The organism is Micromonospora olivasterospora (assembly GCF_007830265.1).
GTDB classification, from domain to species: domain Bacteria; phylum Actinomycetota; class Actinomycetes; order Mycobacteriales; family Micromonosporaceae; genus Micromonospora; species Micromonospora olivasterospora.
The window spans coordinates 1279985-1297945 of record NZ_VLKE01000001.1 but is presented as its reverse complement, the minus strand read 5'-3'; the positions used below and the strand labels follow the sequence as shown (position 1 = coordinate 1297945).

Below are 17961 nucleotides of genomic sequence, written 5' to 3'. Positions count from 1 at the left end.
CCCACCATGGCCGAAGAAAACGGTCCACGCGGACCAGAAGCGAGTATGGCCGCCGCTCTGGAAACGGCGGCCGGCGCCCTGCTCACGGTCTTCGACGCGGCGCGCGAGCGGACCATCAGCCGGCTCTCGGGGGCGCAACTGCGCGCGGTGATGGTGGTCGAGCGGCACGACGGCATCAACCTGCGCCGGCTGGCGAGGCTGCTGGACATGCTGCTCTCCTCGGCCAGCCGGCTGTGTGACCGACTGGTGGCGGCGGGGATGCTGGAGCGCGAGCCGGGCCGCTCGGACCGGCGGGAGATCTCCCTGCATCTCACCCCGGAGGCCGAACGGCTCCTCGCCGAGCTGCGGGCCGACCGCCGGCAGCGGCTGGCCGTGATCCTGGCCGGGATGACCCCCGAGGGCCGGGCGGCCCTGCTCGCGGGCATCCGGGAGTTCGACGAGGTGGCCCGGCTCCGGTACGCGCCCGAGCCGCCGACGGCGGAGGCACCGGCGGGGGCGGGGGCGGGGCCGGGCGACTGGGCGGCGAGGGCGGCCGGCTGGCCGCCCGGCGAGCCCTCGATGGGGCGTACGGCCTGACCCGTCCCGGGCCCGCGGTGTCCCCCGCCGCCGGCCCGGGGACGGGGCTCGCGGCATGGAGTTCGCCGAGGTAGTCCGGCGTACCTGTAGGTCCGGTGGCGCCTATGGAGCTGCCCGTACAGACGGGGCGGGCGACGGGCGCGGCGGACGGGACGGCCGGCGGCGGTCACCGGCCGGAGCGGCGGGTCAGCCGGGGCGGCCGAGCCAGCCGACCGGATCGGCGACGATCCGCCGGACGACCGATCCCGCGGCGCCGACCACGGCGGCCTCCGGGCCGAGCGCCGACGGCCGTACGGTCACCGGCGACCAGGCGGCGGTCAGCACCCGCCGGGAGACCTCGGCCAGCACGGGCGGCCGCAGCCACGGGGTGAGCAGGGCGTACCCGCCCCCGAGGACCACGGTGTCCAGGTCCAGCAGGTTCACCACGCCGGCGACGGCCACCCCGAGCGCCCGGCCGGCCTCGGCGAGCGCTGCCCGGGTCGCGGGATCGTCGGCGGCGGCCAGGCCGGCCAGCCGGGCGGCGGCGGTGTCGGCGGGCAGGTCTGCCCCGGCCAGCCCGGCGGCGGCGAGGACGACCTCCTGGCCGGCGTACCGCTCCAGGCAGCCCCGGCCGCCGCAGCGGCAGGGCCGCCCCTCCGGCTCGACGGGCAGGTGGCCGATCTCGCCGCTCCACCCGCGTACGCCCCGGAACAGCGCGCCGTCCAGGATGATCCCGGCACCGATGCCCACCTCGCCGGAGACGTGCAGGAAGCTGGCGGGCCCCTCCGGATCGGCGTGCAGCTCGCCCAGGGCCGCCAGGTTGGCCTCGTTCTCCACCACCAGGGGCGGGACGCCGGGGACCGGCTCGACCAGCGGCGGGTGCCCGGCCAGCAGCTCGGGGACGGCCACGTCCCGCCAGCCGAGGTTCGGGGCGAGCCGGACCAGGCCGGCGGCGTCGACCAGGCCGGGCACCGCGAGGGCGGCCCGGCGAGGGTGAGGCCCTGCCGCTCGGCGTCGGCCCGGGCCGCGGCGGCCAGCTGGGCGAGCCGGGCCAGGGCGTCGGCGGGGGAGACCGGGCGCAGGTCGGCCCGGCGCACGGTGTGGTGCCGGACCCGGCCGGTCAGGTCGACCACGCCGGCGGCCAGGTAGTCGACGTTGATCTCCAGGCCCAGCCCGGCGGGGCCGTTTCCGGCCAGCACCAGGCCGCGCGCCGGCCGCCCGGCCCCGGTGCGGGGCGCCGGGTCGGACTCGGTCACCAGCCGGCCGGAGATGAGGTCGTCGACCACGGCGGAGACGGTGGCCCGGGTCAGGCCGGTCGCGGCGGCCACGTCGGCCCGCGAGGGCGGACGCGGCGCGGCGGCGATCCGGCCGAGCACCACGGCGAGGTTCAGCTCGCGCAGGCTGCCCTGGCGGACGGCCGAGGTCGGGGCGGCGGGGCGGTTCACCCCTTGACACTGCCACAGCCCGGCCAAATAATTCAACCACTGAACAAATAGCTCCGGAGGTCTGCCATGGCACCCCGTCCCACCCCCGCCGACAAGTTCTCCTTCGGCCTCTGGACGGTGGGCTGGCAGGCCCGGGACCCGTTCGGCGACGCCACCCGGCCCGAGCTGGACGCGGTCGAGGCGGTGCACCGGCTCGCCGAGCTGGGGGCGTACGGGATCACGTTCCACGACGACGACCTGATCCCCTTCGGCGCCGACGCCGCCACCCGCGACGCCCGGCTGACCCGGTTCCGCAGGGCGCTCGACGAGACCGGCCTGGTCGTGCCGATGGTCACCACCAACCTGTTCACCCACCCCGTGTTCAAGGACGGCGGCTTCACCAGCAACGACCGCGACGTCCGGCGGTACGCGCTGCGCAAGGTGCTGCGCAACGTCGACCTCGCCGCCGAGTTGGGCGCCCGCACCTTCGTCATGTGGGGCGGCCGGGAGGGCGCCGAGTACGACGTGGCCAAGGACGTCCGGGCGGCCCTGGAGCGCTACCGCGAGGCCGTCGACGTGCTCTGCCAGTACGTCCTCGACCGCGGCTACGACCTGCGCTTCGCCATCGAGCCGAAGCCGAACGAGCCGCGCGGCGACATCCTGCTGCCCACCGTCGGGCACGCCCTGGCGTTCATCTCCAGCCTGGCGCACCCCGAACTGGTCGGCCTCAACCCGGAGGTCGGCCACGAGCAGATGGCCGGGCTCAACTACGCCCACGGCATCGCCCAGGCGCTCTGGCACGGCAAGCTGTTCCACCTCGACCTCAACGGCCAGCGCGGGATCAAGTACGACCAGGACCTCGTCTTCGGCCACGGCGACCTGCTCAACGCGTTCGCCCTGGTCGACCTGCTGGAGCACGGCGGCCCCGACGGTGGCCCGGCGTACGAGGGCCCCCGGCACTTCGACTACAAGCCGTCCCGCACCGAGGACATCGCCGGGGTGTGGGCGTCGGCCGAGGCGAACATGCGCACGTACCTGCTGCTCAAGGAGCGGGCCGCGGCGTTCCGGGCCGACCTGGAGGTGGCCGAGGCGCTGGCCGCGAGCAAGGTGACCGAGCTGGCCACCCCGACCCTGGCCGCCGGGGAGGGCTACGCCGACCTGCTCGCCGACCGGTCCGCCTTCGAGGACTTCGACCCGGACGCGGCCGGCGCGAAGGGCTTCGGCTTCGTCCGGCTCAACCAGCTCGCCGTCGAGCACCTGCTCGGCGCCCGCTGAGGCCGCCGCCATGCCACTGGTCGCCGGGTTCGACTCGTCCACCCAGTCCTGCAAGCTGGTGATCCGCGACGCGGAGACCGGCGCGCCGGTCCGCGCGGGCCGCGCCGCGCACCCCGACGGCACGGAGGTCGACCCGGCGGCCTGGTGGACGGCGCTGGAGGCGGCCACCGAGGCGGCCGGCGGGCTGGCCGACGTCGCCGCCGTCTCGGTCGCCGGGCAGCAGCACGGCATGGTCTGCCTCGACGAGGCGGGCCGGGTGGTGCGCCCGGCGCTGCTGTGGAACGACACCCGGTCAGCCGGGGCGGCCGACGACCTGATCGCGGAGGCGGGCGGGGGCGAGGCCGGCCGACGGTTCTGGGCCGAGGCGGTGGGCAGCGTGCCGGTGGCCAGCTTCACCGCCACCAAGTTGCGCTGGCTGGCCCGGCACGAGCCGGCGAACGCGGCCCGGGTCGCCGCGGTCTGCCTGCCGCACGACTGGCTGACCTGGCGGCTGGCCGGCGCGCCGGCCCTGGACGCGCTGCACACCGACCGCAGCGACGCCAGCGGCACCGGCTACTGGTCCCCGGGCACGGGGGAGTACCGGTTCGACCTGCTGGAGCGGGCCTTCGGCCGGCGGGTGGGCGTACCGGTGGTGGTCGGGCCGGCGGACCGGGCGGGCGTGGTGCGCAACGGCGGGCCGGCCGCCGGCGGCGCGGCGCTCGCCCCGGGCGCCGGGGACAACGCCGCCGCCGCGCTCGGCGTCGGTGCCCGCCCCGGCGACGTCGTCGTCTCGATCGGCACGTCCGGCACCGTCTTCAGCGTCGCCGACATCCCGGCCGCCGACCCGGCCGGCACGGTCGCCGGGTTCGCCGACGCCACCGGCCGGTACCTGCCGTTGGTCTGCACGCTCAACGCCGCCCGGGTGCTCGACGCCGCCGCCGAGCTGCTCGGGGTGGGCCCGGACGAGCTGTCCGGCCTGGCGCTGTCCGCCCCGCCGGGCGCGGACGGCCTGGTCATGGTCCCCTACCTGGAGGGCGAGCGGACCCCGAACCGTCCCGCGGCCACCGGGTCGGTGCACGGGCTGACCCTGCGTACGTCGACCCGCGCCCACCTGGCCCGGGCCGCCGTCGAGGGGATGCTCTGCGCGCTCGCCGACGGCCTCGACGCGCTCGTCGCGCAGGGCGCCCGGGCCGACCGGGTGATCCTGGTCGGCGGCGGGGCGCGCTCCGCGGCCGTATGCCGGATCGCGCCGGAGGTCTTCGGCTGCCCGGTCGTGGTCCCGCCGCCCGGCGAGTACGTGGCCGACGGGGCCGCCCGCCAGGCCGCGTGGGTCGCCCTGGGTGGCGCGGCGCCGCCCGAGTGGTCCCCGGCGGGCACCCGGGAGTACGCGGCCGAGGCCGTCCCCGCCGTCCGGGAGCGGTACGCCGCCGCCCGCGACCGGGTCCTCGACCGCGTCGGCGGTGCCGGGGCGTAGGCGGGATGCGAAAGAACCTAGCCCTTCGGGGAGGGTGGGAGGGCTGTACTCCGGCCCTTCCGCTAGCGATCATCGACTGATGCGCACCGCCCCCGCCGATGACGCCCGCGACCTGCCCTCGATCCTCCAGTACGACGACGCCGACACGCCGTGTGACGTGATCGACGCGCTGGCACTGGCCGACTTCGTCACCGGCCGGCACCCCTGGTCGCACACCGTACGGCTGTCCCGGGTCCGCCCCGAGGCCACGCTCACGGCGGCGGGCGGGCGCCTGCTGCGCACCGCCGTCGAGCACCGGCAGAGTTCCCGCCTGCTCGCCGGCGACGGCTGGACGGCCCGGGTGGTCACGTGGAAGGGCCGGGGCGCCGAGGTCACCGTCACCGCGGTCAGCGACGAGGTCGGACGCGCCGCCCTCGCCCAGATCGTGGAGGGCGCGGGCGAGCCGGAGGACCCGGACACCGGCCGGATCGGCTTCTGGCACCACAACCCCCGCCGGGGCGCGCAGCGCGACCCCCGGTCGATCACCGCCCCGGAGTGGTCGCAGATCCGGCGCAACTACACCGCGAGCGCCCGGACCGCCCTGGACGCGCTGATGGCGGTCACCCCGCAGACCGTCACCGGGCGGCTGGTGCTGCTGCACGGCGCGCCGGGCACGGGGAAGACCACGGTGCTGCGGGCGCTGAGCCGGCAGTGGCGGCAGTGGTGCCAGGTCGACTGCGTGCTCGACCCCGACGTGCTCTTCGCCGACGCGGCGTACCTGTCGGAGGTGGCCGTCGGGGAGGACGAGGACGACGACGAGGGCGGCCCGGGCCGCCGGTGGCGGCTGCTCGTCCTGGAGGACTGCGACGAGCTGATCCGCGGTGAGGCGAAGCAGGCCGCCGGGCAGGCCCTGTCCCGGCTGCTCAACCTCACCGACGGGCTGCTCGGCCAGGGCAAGGAGGTGCTGGTCGCGATCACCACCAACGAGGACCTGTCCCGGCTGCACCCGGCGGTGGTGCGGCCCGGCCGGTGCCTGGCCCGCATCGAGGTGGGTCCGCTGTCGTACGGGGAGGCCACCGACTGGCTGGGGACCGCGGCCGGGGTGCCGCCCGCGGGGGCCAGCCTGGCCGAGCTGTACGCGCTGCGCGCCGGCGCCCCGGTCGGGCCCGCCCCGGTCGAGATCGGCGGCTACCTGTGAACCCGGGCCGCTCGCGCCGGGGCCGTCACCGGGTCGTTATCCGCATTTGATTGGCTGCCCGGCATGACCTGGACCAGGAGCGGGCCGTGGCCGGCCCGCGGCGGCAGCCCGGCGCACCGGTTCTACAGCGTGGTCGTCTTCGTCGTGCTCGCCTCGCTGGACAACGTGGCGATCGGCCTCGTCCCGCCGCTGTACGGCCCGATCTCCGGGGCACTCGGCGTGCCGCAGCGCCTGCTCGGCCTCGTCACCGCGGTCGGCTTCCTGGTCAGCGCCGTCGCCGCGGTCGGCTGGGCGTACGTCGGGGACCGGACGAACCGCAAGCCGCTGCTGATGGGCGGCACCCTGATCTGGGCGGCCGGCACCGGCGGCAGCGCGCTCGCCCAGAACTACCCGACGTTCCTGGCCGCGCAGCTCGTCGCCGCGGTCGGCCTCGGCGCGGTCGGCTCGGTGGGCTTCTCCGTGGTCACCGACCTGATCTCGCCGCGCCGGCGGGGCCTGGTGATGAGCTTCTGGGGGCTGTCCCAGGGGGTCGGCACGCTGGCCGGCACGCTGGCCGGCGGGCTGCTCGGCGCCACCGACTGGCGGCGGCCGTTCGTGGCGCTCACCGCAGTCGGGCTGGTCGCCACCGTCGCGTACCTGTTCACGTACGACATCCGGCGCGGGCAGAGCGAGCCGGAGCTGGCCGAGGCGCTGGCCACCGGCGCGGGGTACGACTACCGCATCACCCGCGCCGACCTGCCGCGCATCCTCGCCCGGCGGACCAACCGGTGGCTGGTCCTGCAGGGGCTGACCGCGCAGGCCGCCTTCGGGTCGCTGGTCTGGCTGCCGGTGCTGTTCGCCCAGCGGGCCGAGGCGCAGGGCTACTCGCCGGCCACGGCCGTCGTCGTGGGCAGCGTGTTCGCCACCCTGTTCCAGCTCGGCGGGGTGCTGTCCATCGTGGGCGGCCTGGTCGGCGACGCCGTGCAGCGGCGTACCCCGCGCGGCCGGGCGCTGGTGGCGGCGGTGGGCGTCCTCGCGGCCCTGCCGTTCTACCTGGTGCTGTTCTTCGTGCCCATCCGCATCGACGTGCCCGACGGCGCCGGCTCCGGCGCGGTCGTCGCCGCCGTGCTGGCCAGCGTGGTCACCGAGCCCACCGTCGGGCTGAGCCTGCTCACCGCCGTGCTCGCCCTCGCGCTCACCTCGGCGAACTCGCCGAACTGGTTCGCCCTGATCGCCGACGTCAACCCGCCCGAGCACCGGGGCACCGTCTACAGCCTCGGCAACCTGGTCAACGGGGTGGGCCGGGCGGCCGGCAACGGGCTGGTCGGGGTGGCCTTCCACGCCCTGCGGGTGGCCTTCCCGCCGCCGCTGAACTACGCCGTGGGCCTGGCCGCGTTCCAGCTGTTCTTCGTGCCCACCGGGGTCATGTACTGGCTCGCCTCGCGCACCTCGCCCCGGGACATCGACGCCGTGCGCGACCTCCTGCACACCCGCGCCACCCGCCGGTAGGGTCCCTGCTCGACGCCGGGCGTCGAGCAGGGACCCCCGCACACCCGGTCAGGCCGCGCGGTACCAGACCGTGACGTCCGTCGGAACCAGGCCGTCCGCGGTCAGCGGGCCGCTGGCGTGCAGCGGTTCGGCGCCGGACGGCAGCGGCACCGCCGGCCCGCCGAAGTTCGTCAGCACGCCCACCCCGCCGTTGCGGAAGTGCAGCACCTCGTCGGCGGAGGAGAGCCAGTACAGGGCGCCCCGGCCCAGCGCGTGCTCGCGGCGCAGCCGCAGCGCGGTCCGGTACAGCTCGTACGTCGAGCCGGGCACCCCGCGCTGCCGGTCCAGGGCGTACTCGGCCCACAGCGCCGGCTGCGGCAGCCAGCTCGCGTCGGTCGGCCCGAAGCCGTACGACGGGGCGTCGGCCTCCCACGGGATCGGCACCCGGCAGCCGTCCCGGCCGCGCTCGGTGTGTCCGCTGCGCTCCCAGGTCGGGTCCTGACGCACCTCGTCCGGCAGCGTCGTGTGCTCCGGCAACCCCAGTTCCTCGCCCTGGTACAGGTACGCGGAGCCGGGCAGGGCCAGCATCAGCAGCGTGGCCGCCCGGGCCCGGCGCAGGCCCAGCGCGGCGTCGGGTTGCGGGTCGCCGACGCCGATGCCGTTCGGCCGGGGCGTGCCCACGGGCAGGCCCAGCCGGGAGGCGTGCCGGACGACGTCGTGGTTCGACAGCACCCAGGTGGTGGGCGCGCCGACGGCGTCGGTGGCCTCCAGCGAGCGGGTGACGACGGCGTACTGGGCGGGAGCGCTCCAGGCCGCCTGGAGGTACTCGAAGTTGAACGCCTGGTGCATCTCGTCGGGCCGGACGTACCGGACCAGTCGCTCGGCGGGCTCCACCCACGCCTCGGCGACCAGGATCCGCTCTCCGGGGTACGAGTCGAGCAGGCGGCGCCACTCGCGGTAGATCTCGTGCACGCCGTCCTGGTCCCACATCGGCGGGCGCGGCCGGTCGGCCTCGCTGCCGGAGAGGATCTCCTGCGGCTCCTGCCAGTTCGCCAGGTCGGCCTGCTTGACCAGCCCGTGCGCCACGTCCACCCGGAAGCCGTCCACCCCGCGGTCCAGCCAGAACCGGAGCACGTCCAGGAACTCGGCGCGGACCTCGGGGTTGTCCCAGTTCAGGTCGGGCTGGCCCGGGTCGAACAGGTGCAGGTACCACTGGCCGGGACGGCCGTCCGGGTCGGTGACCCGGGTCCAGGCCGGCCCGCCGAAGACGCTCCGCCAGTCGTTCGGCGGCTGGTCCCCGTCGGGTCCGAGACCGTCGCGGAAGACGTACCGGGCGCGTTCGGGGTCGCCGGAGGCGGCGGCGAGGGCCGCCCGGAACCAGCGGTGCGCCGACGAGGTGTGGTTGGGGACCAGGTCGACGATCACCTTGAGCCCCCGGTCGTGGGCCTCGGCGATCAGGCGGTCCGCGTCCGCGAGCTGCCCGAAGAGCGGGTCCACGCCCCGGTAGTCGGCCACGTCGTACCCGGCGTCGGCCTGCGGCGACGGGTAGAACGGCGACAGCCAGACGGCGTCCACGCCCAGCTCGGCGAGGTGGTCGAGGCGGGCCGTGATGCCCGGCAGGTCGCCCATGCCGTCCCCGTCGGAGTCGGCGAACGAGCGCGGGTAGATCTGGTAGATGACCGCCTCGGTCCACCAGCCGGTGGCCGGGCCGGCGGACGGTTCCTGGTGGGTCGCGTTGGTGTTCAGGGTCTTCTCCCGTGTGTCGAAGCCGTTCCGGTCAGTGTGCCCGGGGCGGGGCGGTCGACTCGCGCACCACGAGTCGAGTGGGCAGGATCACCGGCGCGGCCCCCGGGTCGTCGCCCGGGTCGGGGATCCGCCCGGCCTGCGGGGACAACTCCCGCCCGCCGAGCGGGTTCAGCAGGATCTGGGCGGCGAGGCGCCCCTGCTCGGCCGCCGGCTGGGCGATGGTGCTCAGCCCGAGCACGCCGGCCAGGTCGTGGTCGTCGATGCCGATGACGCTGACGTCCTGCGGCACCCGGAGGCCGGCTTCGCGCAGCGCGCGGACGGCGCCCATCGCCATCTCGTCGCAGGCGGCGAAGATCGCCGTCGGCGGCTCACCCCGGGCCAGCAGCTCGGTGGTGGCCCGGTTGCCGCCGTCGATGGTGAACTGGGACTCGACGTCCAGGCCGGGGTCGGGGACGATGCCGGCCGCCCGCAGCGCCTCCTGGTAGCCCCGCCGCCGGTCCAGGTGGGTGGTGTGGGCCAGCTCGTCGTGGGGGTCGCCGCAGATGTGGGCGATCCGGCGGTGGCCCAGGTCGAGCAGGTGCCGGGTCGCGGTGCCCCCGGCGGCCACGTCGTCGATGCGGACGCAGGGCCAGCCGGGCACCCGACTGCCGGAGCTGATCGTCACGCCGGGCAGGCCCAGCGCGGCCAGTTCGGTCAGCTCGGCGGGCCGCAGCGGGGTGGCGACCAGCATGACGGCGTCGACCCGCTTGTGCAGGTTGGCGGTGCGCAGCACCCGCTGGCGCGTGCGTTCCCGGCCGTCGAGGTTGTAGAGCAGCAGGTCGTATCCGGACTCGTGCAGGGTGTCCTCGACCGCCTCGACCACGGTGCCGAAGAACCAACGGGTGATCCGCGGGACCACCACCGCCACGGTGGCCGTCCGGCCGCCGGCCAGCCGCGAGGCGTTCGGCGACACGGCGTACTGGAGTTGCTCGGCGGCGGCGAGCACCCGGCGGCGGGTGGCCGCGGAGACGGTCGGCAGGCCGCGCAGCGCGCGCGAGACGGTGGCCGTGGAAACCCCGGCCAGGCGGGCAACATCATCGATGTTCGTCACGGTTCACCCAGCTCCGGGACCGACCGCCGCCGCCCGCGGCACGGGCGGCGGCGGTCGTCCGGGTCAGCCCTTCACGCTGCCCGCGAGCAGGCCGCGGACGAAGTACCGCTGGAGCGACAGGAACACGATCAGCGGTACGACGATCGAGACGAACGCGCCGGCCGTCAACCGCTGCCACTCGTTCCCGCGGGTGCCGGCCAGTTCCGCCAGCCGGACGGTCAGCGGTGCGGTCTCGTTGCCGCCTCCGGCGAAGATCAGCGCGACCAGCAGGTCGTTCCAGACCCAGAGGAACTGGAAGATGCCGAAGGCCGCCAGGGCCGGGGTGATCAGCGGCAGGACGATGGTGCGGAAGATCTTCGGGTGGGTGGCACCGTCGACCCGGGCCGCCTCCATCAGATCCCGGGGCAGCTGCGCGATGAAGTTGTGCAGCAGGAAGACCGCGAACGGGAGCGCGAAGCAGGTGTGCGCGAACCACACCTGGGCGAACTTCTGCTCGTCGACCAGGTCCCAGGCGGGCAGCAGGGTGACCCCGCCCAGGCTGACGCCGGTGGAGAAGAACCTCAGCAGCGGCACCAGGGCCATCTGCAGCGGCACGATCTGCAACGCGAAGATCGCGATGTAGAGCCAGTCCCGCCCCCGGAAGTTGATCCAGGCCAGCGCGTACGCGGCCAGCGAGGCGAAGGCCAGCGGGAACAGCACCGACGGGATGGTGATCGCCAGCGAGTTGATGAAGTAGCTGGCGAGCTGCCCGGACGACGAGGAGCCGCCGAACAGCACGTCCTGGTAGTTCTCCAGCGTGAACTGCGGGTCGCTGAAGAACGTCCACCAGCCGGTGGTCTTGATCTGGTCCTCCGGCCGGAACGAGGAGACGAACAGGCCGAAGGTCGGGATCGTCCAGAGCACCGCGATGACGACCGAGACCACGGTCGCGGTGCGGCTGTTCAGCCGCCTGCGGACGCGGCCGGCCGCGGTGGAGGTCTTCCCGGTGGCCTGGGCCCCGGCGGGAAGCGTGGGCGTTGCGGTGGTCATCTCAGCCCTCCCGCTGCTTGCGCAGGTTGCGGATCTGGTAGATCACGAGCGGGACCACCAGGACGAACAGGAACACCGCCAGCGCCGAGCCCTGGCCGTTCTGGCCGTACCGGAAGGCCTGGTTGTACATCTCGTTGGCGATGACGCTCGTGTCGTAGTTGCCGTTGGTCGCGGTCCGGACGATGTCGAAGACCTTCAGCGTGGCGATCGACAGCGTCACCACCACGACGACCAGCGCGGGCCGGATGCTCGGCAGGGTGATCTGCCAGAACATCTGCCACGGGCTGACGCCGTCGAGCCGGGCGGCCTCCACGATGTCGGCCGGGATGGCCTTGATCGCGGCGGAGAGCACCACCATGGCGAAGCCGGCCTGGATCCACACCATGATCACGATGAGCAGCAGGGTGTTCAGCGGCGGATCCAGCAGCCACTGCCTCGGCTCGCCACCCAGGCTCACCACGATCTGGTTGAGCAGGCCGATCTGCTCCTCCCCGTCGCCCCGGTAGGCGTACACGAACTTCCAGATGATCGCGGCGCCGACGAACGAGATCGCCATCGGCATGAAGATCAGCGACTTGGCCACCGACTCGAACCGCGCCCGGTCCACCATCACGGCGTAGAGCAGGCCGAAGGCGGTGGCCACCAGCGGCACGAGCAACACCCAGACCAGGGTGTTGGTCAGCACCCGGACGATCGAGTCCTCCGAGAACATCCAGGTGTAGTTCCGGAAGCCGACCCAGTCCACGCTGCTGCCGTCCATGAAGGACAACAGCACGGTGCGGACGGCCGGGACGACCAGGCCGACGAGGAGCAGCAGCACCGCCGGCAGCAGGAAGAAGAACGCGAACATCCCCTCCCGCGGCTTCGGGCGCCGGGGCACGGGAGCCCCGCTCGCCGAGGCGGCCAACAGCTGTGCCTCGCGGCGCCGGGCGAACCAGGCCGGCACGGCGTCGAGGAGCACCAGCAGGCCCCCGACCACCGCGACGAACGCGATCAGCCCGTACATCAGCATGAGGAGCTTCGGCTGCTCCGCGGCGAAGTCGAACTCCATCAACCCTCCCTCGGGGTCACGGCTCGGCCGGTGGTCCGGCCCGCGCCCGCGGGCCGGACCACCGCCTCAGCTCACTTCGGCCAGCTGCTCTCGATGCCCTGGAGCACGGTCGCGGTGTCCTTGCCGTTGATCCAGTCGACCATGCCCTTCCAGAACGTCCCGGCGCCGACGGCGGCCGGCATCAGGTCGGAACCGTCGAAGCGGAAGACGGTCTTCTGGTCCTGGAGGATCTGCACGGACAGCTTGTCGACCGGGTTCGGCACGTTGGCCAGGTCGAGCTTGTTGTTCGCCGACACCCAGTCGCCGATCTTGGCCCGGCTGTTGGCGTACTCGCCGGAGGCCAGGTAGGTCTGCACCGCCTGGATCTCGGGCCGGTCGGCGAAGGCCGCGACGAACTCGCCGCCGCCCAGCACCGGCTTGCCCTTGGCGGGGTCGACGGCCGGGAAGTAGAACGCGAAGACGTCGCCGTCCTCGGCCACCGTGGTGCCCTTCGGCCACTGGTTGGCGTAGAAGGACGCCTGCCGGTGCAGGGCGCACTTGCCGGTGGTGATCGGCAGACCGGCCTCACCGAAGGCGGTGGTGGCGATGCTCTTCACCCCGCCGAAGCCGCCGTTGACGTACTTCTCGTTCTTGAGGATCTGGCCGGCCTTGTCGAGGGCCTCGGCCACCTTCGGGTCGTTGAACGCGATGCCGTGGGTGGTCCACTGGTCGTAGACCTCGGGGGTCTGCGTCCGCAGCATCAGGTCCTCGATCCAGTCGGTGGCCGGCCAGCCGGTGGCGTCACCGGACTCGATGCCGGCGCACCACGGCTTGGTGCCGCTCGCCGCGATCTTGTCGCTCAGGGCGATCAGCTCGTCCCAGGTGGTGGGGACGGTCCAGCCCTTCTCCTTGAAGGTCTTCGGCGAGTACCACACGAACGACTTCACGTTGGAGCTGAGCGGGGCGCCGTAGAGCTGGCCGTTCACGGTGCTGTACTTCAGCCAGTCGGCCGAGTAGTTCTGCTCGGCCATCGCCTTGGTGTCGGCGCCGACCGGCTTCAGCTTGCCCGCGTCGACGAACCGCTTGAGCAGACCCGGCTGCGGGATGAAGGCGAGGTCGGGGGCGTTGCCGCCGTCGACCCGGACACCGAGCTGGGCCTCGAACTCCGCGCTGCCCTCGTGGTCGATGTTGATGCCGGTGCAGTCCTCGAACGCCTTCCAGGACTGGTCGAGGCGGTCGGCCTCGATGTCCCGGATGGACGAGTAGATCGTCACCTTCTTGCCGTCGTGGCCCTTGTACTTGTCGTATGCGGCGCACTCCGCGGAGCCCGCCTTGTCGCTCTTCTTGTCGTTGCCGGTGCCACAGGCGGTGACGCTGAGCGCCAGCCCCAGCACGCCGGCGATCGCGAGAGCCTGGCGTGGTCTGGCAAAGACCGCCATGCCGTTCTCCTTACCTAGCCGGCGCGCAGCCGTGTCGGACCCGGCGCCGGTACCGATGGACGTCCCCACATGTAAGCGCTTGCATTGGGGTCAGTCCACCCCGGATCGGACACGGACAAGTAACAATCCCGAAACCCGCGCTTCCCGCGTGGGTGCGTTCCCATTCATAGGGGTCGGAGATTGATGGAAGGCACTTCCTTCGGCTGGAGGTTTCTGTCAGGCTGTGCGCAGCGTATTGAAGAATATGAACATCGGCAGGGTGATCGGCTGGGTCGGCAGCACCGGCGGCTCCACGGGGCCGCACCTGCACTACGAGCAGCGGCTCAACGGCAACGACATCCAGGTCCGGTTCAACGGCACGCTCGCCCTGTACTGGGGCACGAAGAACTACACCAGCGACAACAACTGCAACGGCACCGCGACCGGCACGGTGAACACCGCGGGCAGCCCGCTGACCGTCCGCTCCGGCCCGGGCACCGGGTACACCGCCGTCGACACCGTCGCCGACGGGGCGCGGGTGACCATCCAGTGCCAGACCAGCGGCACCACGGTCACCGGCACGTACGGCACCAGCTCGATCTGGGACCGGATCGGCGCCGGCCGCTACGTCTCGGACGCGTACGTCTACACCGGCTACGACGGCTACATCCCGGGCGTCCCCCGCTGCTGAGACGGCGACGGGCCCCGGCGTCGGCCGGGGCCCGTCGCGCCCGGGACAGCGGAGCGCCGGGGTCGTCCTGGGCCGGGTCGCTCCAGTCTGGGAGGACGGAGCCCCGGTCAGGACGACCCCGGCGGGTCGGTGGAGGGGATTATCCGGGTCAACTGAAGATGCTGACGCCGCCCGGGCCGACCAGCAGCCCGACCACGATGAGGACGATGCCCCACAGGATCTGCCGGCGGAACAGCGCGAGGATGCCGGCGACCACGAGTACGACTGCGAGAATCCAGAGAATCAGCTCCATGGCTGCTCAGGTACCCGACGCGCCGATCCGGGAAACCTCCGCCTGATCCAGGTGGTCGCCCAGGTGGAAGACGCTGTAAGCCTGCTTGATGACCGGGTGGGCCACGTTGCGTACCCGCACCCCGCCCGGGGTGGTGCCCCGCTCGCTGCCCGCGTGCGCGTGCCCGTGCAGCGCCAGCGCGGTCGGCGCGGAGTCGATCGCCTGCCCCAACTGGTAGGACCCGAGGAACGGGTAGATCTCCAGGGGCTCGCCGGCCAGGGTGTCCGGCACGGGGGAGTAGTGGGTGAGCGCGACCAGCAGGTCGCAGTCCAGGCGGCGCAGCGCCGCGCCCAGCGCCTCGGCGCTGTCGTTGGTGGTCCGCACGAACGCCTTCATCTCCGGCTCGCCGAAGTCGCTGGCGCACCGGCCGGCGAAGCCGCCCCCGAACCCCTTCACCCCGGCCACCCCGAGCCGCCCGCCGGCGCACTCCAGGACGATCCCCTCGCCCTCCAGCACGCGGATACCGGCGTCGGAGAGCACCTTGACCACCTGCGGCACCTGGTCGCACTGGTGGTCGTGGTTGCCGAGCACGGTCACCACCGGCACCCCCAGCCCGCCGAACTCGCGGGCCACGCAGCGCGCCTCGGACTCCGTGCCGTGCCGGGTCAGGTCGCCGGCGAGCAGCAGCGCGTCGGCGCAGTCGGGCAGCTCCTCCAGGGCGGGCCGGAACCGGCCCACCACGTCCTCGTCCATGTGTACGTCGCCGACGGCGGCGATCCGGATCACCACTCGACCTCCCTCACGGCAACTGCTCGATCTGCGTGGGCGCCTGGGTCCGGATCACCCCGATGTCGCTGCTGATCGGCACGTCCGGGAAGCGTTCGGCCACGCGGCGCAGGATCTCCTCGCGCCGGTGCGGGCTCTCCACCTCGCCGTAGAGGACGAGCCCGCGCTCCGTGAGAACGACCGTGATCCCCTGTTCGGCGACGTCCGGGTCCTCGGCCAGCATGCGGTGGATCTCGGCCTCGACGTACTCGTCGGGCGGGCCGGCGGCGCCGGCCGGCGTCCCGGCGGCGCGTGCGTGGTGCTCACTCACGCGGTCTCCCTCTCCTCGGTGGCGCCGGAGTGCGGCACCACGTCCAGCCGGTCGAGCAGCACCAGGAACGCCTCCGCGTACGGCGAGTGCTGCGTCTCCTTCCGTACCCGTTCCCAGTCGATCTGTTCCCGCAGGGACCGGGCCAGCGGCAGCGCGCGGGCGAAGTCGCAGTAGTGCTGCGAGAAGCTGAGCAGCTTGTGCACCATCAGTTGGGAGGCCGAGAGCACGGGCATGTGGATCGCGTCGACCGGGCGCATGATCGTGTCGGCGAAGGTCTCCTCCGTCACCGGGGTCTCGATCGGGCGGTGGATCAGGTCCACCATCCGGCCGTCGTCGTAGACCTTCACCAGCCAGTCCTCCGGCGGGCGCTCCGCGGTGAAGCCGGCCTCGACCAGCGCCTCCAGCGCCCGGTCGACGTCCTGCTCCCGGATCAGGAAGTCGACGTCGTGGTCGCTGGAGTGCCCGCCGTGGGCGTACACGGCGAAGCTGCCGCCGAGCGCGAACGGGATCTCGGACTGCTTGAGCACGGCGGCGACCTTCTTCAACGTGTGTACCAGGGTCTCGTCCCCGCGCTCGGCCATCTGGTTCTCCCGTCGGTCGTCAGGGTGGACAGGCGGATTCAAATTGCGTACCCGGCATGCCTGTCGCCCACACCTTGCCGCGGCCCGGTCGGGGACGCACGGGGTCGGACCGGGACAAACCGCCGGAGGTGAGCGCGGCTCCGATAGCCTGTCAAGGGTGGCCAGGTCACTGGGGGTGCGGCGCGGTGGGGCCCGACTGCGCGCCGTCGCCCTGATCGGCATCGACGGTTCGGGCAAGACCACCCAGGCGCACCGGCTCGCCGACGCGCTCACCGCCGCGGGCCGGCCCGCCACCTATCACCGCAACGCCGGGGGGCGGCGCTGGCTGGGCCGGCTCGCGCAGCGGCTCGGCCGCCCGGACGCCGAGCGGCTGGTCGGCCGGCGGGGCCTGCTCGCCGTGGAGTCCGTGCTGCGCTGGCTGGCCATCGCGGCGGCGCTGCTGAGCTGCGTGATGACCGGCCGGACGGCCGTCATGGACCGCTACTCGGCCTGCCAGTACGCCAGCATCCGCGCCCACGGGGGGCAGCGCTGGGAACGGCTGGCCCGCGCCGGCTACCGGGTCTTCCCGCCCCCGCAGGTGACCTTCCTGCTCACCGTCGACCCAGCCGAGGCGTACCGGCGCATCGAGCGGCGCGGTGAGGACCACGAGACCATGGGTTGGCTGGCGGCCGCGGACACGGCGTACCGCACCCTGCCCGAGTACCCGACCTTCGTCGTGGTGGACGCCGGCCGGTCGCCAGAGGAGGTGTCCCGGCAGATCCAGGCCCACCTGGCCGAGTGGCTGCCGGCCGAGGACGCCTCCCCGGTCGGCGGGCCGGCCGCGGGGAGCGCCGGGCCGACCCGGCGGCTCCGGCGCCGCGCAGGTGGCTGGCGTGGGCTCAGGCCCGCCCGTAGACCGGGACGCTCGCGCCGCTGGTCGGCGCGGACTCGTCGCTGGCCAGGAAGCGGACCACCGGCGCGATCTCGGCGGGGGAGACCCAGCGGCCGTGGTCGGCGGCCGGCTGGGCGGCCCGGTTGGTGGGGGTGTCGATCACGCTGGGCAGCACCGTGTTGCAGCGCACGCCCCGCTGCCGGTACTCCACCGCGACCGCGTTGGCGAAGGCGAGCACGGCGGCCTTGGCCGTCACGTACCCGGCCGCGCCGGGAAACGGCGCCAGCGCCGCCCGGGCGGAGACGCAGACCACCGCGCCGCCGCCGGCCGCGACCAGCCGCGGCAGGGCGGCCGAGGTGACCAGGTACGTCGGCCGCAGGTTGAGCGTCAGCATCCGCTCGAACTCCTCGACCGGGGTCTCGTGCACCAGCCCGCCGCTGGCGTACCCGCCGACGAGGTTGACCACCGCGCGCAGCGGCGCGGTGGGCTCTCCGGCCGCGACCTCCACGGCCCGTGCGGCGTCGGCCGGGTCCAGCAGGTCCGCGGCCAGCCGGACCACGCCCGGCCGCGCCGGCTCCGCCGGGCTCGGCCCCTCCCGCGCCGGTACGACCACCCGCCATCCCGCCGCCAGGAACGCGGCGGTGACCGCCCCGCCCAGCCCGCCGGTGCCTCCGGTGACCAGCACACTGCGATCCGCCATGCCCGACAAGTTAGCGGGCCGTCGTACGGCGCGGGGACCCCGTCCGGACGGCGCGTCGCCAGCGCCGTCCGGCAGAGGGACCGGGCC

The 17961-nt window shown here is 73.9% G+C and carries 17 protein-coding genes and 2 pseudogenes; 8 read left to right on the top strand and 11 right to left on the bottom strand.

Features of this window, described 5'->3' with window-relative positions:
* Positions 1-45 precede the first annotated feature (45 nt).
* Positions 46-576, top strand: a complete 531-nt coding sequence (locus JD77_RS05760; RefSeq protein ID WP_145773358.1) for a MarR family winged helix-turn-helix transcriptional regulator — start codon at positions 46-48, stop codon at positions 574-576.
* A gap of 186 nt (positions 577-762) precedes the next feature.
* Here the strand turns inward: JD77_RS05760 and JD77_RS05755 are convergent.
* A pseudogene (locus JD77_RS05755) lies at positions 763-1883 on the bottom strand (ROK family protein).
* Here JD77_RS05755 and JD77_RS33395 point away from each other — a divergent pair.
* The 5 genes from JD77_RS33395 to JD77_RS05735 all read left to right on the top strand — a co-directional run bounded on the left by JD77_RS33395 (position 1825) and on the right by JD77_RS05735 (position 7372).
* The gene (locus JD77_RS33395) at positions 1825-2007 is read left to right on the top strand and encodes a hypothetical protein (protein ID WP_246141372.1); all 183 of its coding nucleotides are present in this window, start codon (positions 1825-1827) and stop codon (positions 2005-2007) included. The pseudogene JD77_RS05755 and the gene JD77_RS33395 overlap by 59 nt on opposite strands.
* Positions 2008-2066: 59 nt before the next feature.
* Entirely contained in the window at positions 2067-3254 is a 1188-nt protein-coding gene (gene xylA / locus JD77_RS05750; protein WP_145773357.1) for a xylose isomerase, read from the top strand.
* Positions 3255-3264: 10 nt separating this feature from the next.
* Entirely contained in the window at positions 3265-4707 is a 1443-nt protein-coding gene (gene xylB, locus JD77_RS05745; protein ID WP_145773356.1) for a xylulokinase, read from the top strand.
* A 79-nt stretch (positions 4708-4786) separates the two neighbouring features.
* A complete protein-coding gene (locus tag JD77_RS05740; RefSeq protein ID WP_145773355.1) occupies positions 4787-5884 on the top strand; it encodes a DUF5925 domain-containing protein in 1098 nt (365 codons plus the stop codon).
* A gap of 63 nt (positions 5885-5947) precedes the next feature.
* A complete protein-coding gene (locus JD77_RS05735; RefSeq protein WP_145773354.1) occupies positions 5948-7372 on the top strand; it encodes an MFS transporter in 1425 nt (474 codons plus the stop codon).
* A gap of 48 nt (positions 7373-7420) precedes the next feature.
* On the opposite strand, the gene JD77_RS05730 is transcribed toward JD77_RS05735, so the two are convergent.
* From JD77_RS05730 to JD77_RS05710, 5 genes are all read right to left on the bottom strand, one after another.
* Positions 7421-9097 carry a glycoside hydrolase family 13 protein gene (locus tag JD77_RS05730; protein WP_145773353.1) on the bottom strand — a complete coding sequence of 559 codons (1677 nt, stop codon included), beginning with the start codon at positions 9095-9097 and terminating at the stop codon, positions 7421-7423.
* A gap of 31 nt (positions 9098-9128) precedes the next feature.
* Positions 9129-10187 carry a LacI family DNA-binding transcriptional regulator gene (locus JD77_RS05725; protein ID WP_145773352.1) on the bottom strand — a complete coding sequence of 353 codons (1059 nt, stop codon included), beginning with the start codon at positions 10185-10187 and terminating at the stop codon, positions 9129-9131.
* A gap of 63 nt (positions 10188-10250) precedes the next feature.
* The gene (locus JD77_RS05720) at positions 10251-11216 is read right to left on the bottom strand and encodes a carbohydrate ABC transporter permease (protein ID WP_145773351.1); all 966 of its coding nucleotides are present in this window, start codon (positions 11214-11216) and stop codon (positions 10251-10253) included.
* Position 11217: 1 nt separating this feature from the next.
* Positions 11218-12267 carry a carbohydrate ABC transporter permease gene (locus tag JD77_RS05715; RefSeq protein WP_145773350.1) on the bottom strand — a complete coding sequence of 350 codons (1050 nt, stop codon included), beginning with the start codon at positions 12265-12267 and terminating at the stop codon, positions 11218-11220.
* Between the two features lie 71 nt (positions 12268-12338).
* Complete coding sequence (locus JD77_RS05710; RefSeq protein WP_145773349.1) at positions 12339-13685, bottom strand: ABC transporter substrate-binding protein; 1347 nt, start codon at positions 13683-13685, stop codon at positions 12339-12341.
* A 244-nt stretch (positions 13686-13929) separates the two neighbouring features.
* On the opposite strand from JD77_RS05710, the gene JD77_RS32760 reads away from it, so the two are divergent.
* Positions 13930-14355 carry a M23 family metallopeptidase gene (locus JD77_RS32760; RefSeq protein ID WP_246140540.1) on the top strand — a complete coding sequence of 142 codons (426 nt, stop codon included), beginning with the start codon at positions 13930-13932 and terminating at the stop codon, positions 14353-14355.
* 148 nt (positions 14356-14503) lie between these two features.
* Here the strand turns inward: JD77_RS32760 and JD77_RS31880 are convergent, their stop codons facing one another.
* The 4 genes from JD77_RS31880 to JD77_RS05690 all read right to left on the bottom strand — a co-directional run bounded on the left by JD77_RS31880 (position 14504) and on the right by JD77_RS05690 (position 16525).
* Complete coding sequence (locus JD77_RS31880) at positions 14504-14647, bottom strand: GPGG-motif small membrane protein (RefSeq protein ID WP_018786997.1); 144 nt, start codon at positions 14645-14647, stop codon at positions 14504-14506.
* Between the two features lie 6 nt (positions 14648-14653).
* Entirely contained in the window at positions 14654-15415 is a 762-nt protein-coding gene (locus JD77_RS05700; RefSeq protein WP_145773348.1) for a metallophosphoesterase family protein, read from the bottom strand.
* Positions 15416-15425: 10 nt separating this feature from the next.
* Positions 15426-15635 carry a hypothetical protein gene (locus tag JD77_RS05695; protein WP_246141220.1) on the bottom strand — a complete coding sequence of 70 codons (210 nt, stop codon included), beginning with the start codon at positions 15633-15635 and terminating at the stop codon, positions 15426-15428.
* An 83-nt stretch (positions 15636-15718) separates the two neighbouring features.
* The gene (locus tag JD77_RS05690) at positions 15719-16525 is read right to left on the bottom strand and encodes a nucleotidyltransferase (protein WP_281292081.1); all 807 of its coding nucleotides are present in this window, start codon (positions 16523-16525) and stop codon (positions 15719-15721) included.
* Here JD77_RS05690 and JD77_RS05685 point away from each other — a divergent pair.
* Positions 16461-17117 (top strand): annotated as a pseudogene (locus JD77_RS05685) (dTMP kinase); the annotation flags it as partial. The gene JD77_RS05690 and the pseudogene JD77_RS05685 sit on opposite strands and share 65 nt — an antisense overlap.
* A gap of 64 nt (positions 17118-17181) precedes the next feature.
* Here the strand turns inward: JD77_RS05685 and JD77_RS05680 are convergent.
* Positions 17182-17874, bottom strand: a complete 693-nt coding sequence (locus tag JD77_RS05680) for an SDR family NAD(P)-dependent oxidoreductase (RefSeq protein WP_145773345.1) — start codon at positions 17872-17874, stop codon at positions 17182-17184.
* Positions 17875-17961: the final 87 nt, after the last annotated feature.

Bases quoted from the DNA above. Each gene is read 5' to 3' on its own strand.
- JD77_RS05760 (WP_145773358.1), top strand. From the start codon at position 46: ATGGCCGCCGCTCTGGAAACGGCGGCCGGCGCCCTGCTCACGGTCTTC.
- JD77_RS33395 (WP_246141372.1), top strand. From the start codon at position 1,825: ATGAGGTCGTCGACCACGGCGGAGACGGTGGCCCGGGTCAGGCCGGTC.
- xylA (WP_145773357.1), top strand. From the start codon at position 2,067: ATGGCACCCCGTCCCACCCCCGCCGACAAGTTCTCCTTCGGCCTCTGG.
- xylB (WP_145773356.1), top strand. From the start codon at position 3,265: ATGCCACTGGTCGCCGGGTTCGACTCGTCCACCCAGTCCTGCAAGCTG.
- JD77_RS05740 (WP_145773355.1), top strand. From the start codon at position 4,787: ATGCGCACCGCCCCCGCCGATGACGCCCGCGACCTGCCCTCGATCCTC.
- JD77_RS05735 (WP_145773354.1), top strand. From the start codon at position 5,948: ATGACCTGGACCAGGAGCGGGCCGTGGCCGGCCCGCGGCGGCAGCCCG.
- JD77_RS05720 (WP_145773351.1), bottom strand. From the start codon at position 11,216: ATGACCACCGCAACGCCCACGCTTCCCGCCGGGGCCCAGGCCACCGGG.
- JD77_RS05715 (WP_145773350.1), bottom strand. From the start codon at position 12,267: ATGGAGTTCGACTTCGCCGCGGAGCAGCCGAAGCTCCTCATGCTGATG.
- JD77_RS05710 (WP_145773349.1), bottom strand. From the start codon at position 13,685: ATGGCGGTCTTTGCCAGACCACGCCAGGCTCTCGCGATCGCCGGCGTG.
- JD77_RS32760 (WP_246140540.1), top strand. From the start codon at position 13,930: ATGAACATCGGCAGGGTGATCGGCTGGGTCGGCAGCACCGGCGGCTCC.
- JD77_RS31880 (WP_018786997.1), bottom strand. From the start codon at position 14,647: ATGGAGCTGATTCTCTGGATTCTCGCAGTCGTACTCGTGGTCGCCGGC.
- JD77_RS05695 (WP_246141220.1), bottom strand. From the start codon at position 15,635: ATGCTGGCCGAGGACCCGGACGTCGCCGAACAGGGGATCACGGTCGTT.
- JD77_RS05690 (WP_281292081.1), bottom strand. From the start codon at position 16,525: ATGCCGATCAGGGCGACGGCGCGCAGTCGGGCCCCACCGCGCCGCACC.
- JD77_RS05680 (WP_145773345.1), bottom strand. From the start codon at position 17,874: ATGGCGGATCGCAGTGTGCTGGTCACCGGAGGCACCGGCGGGCTGGGC.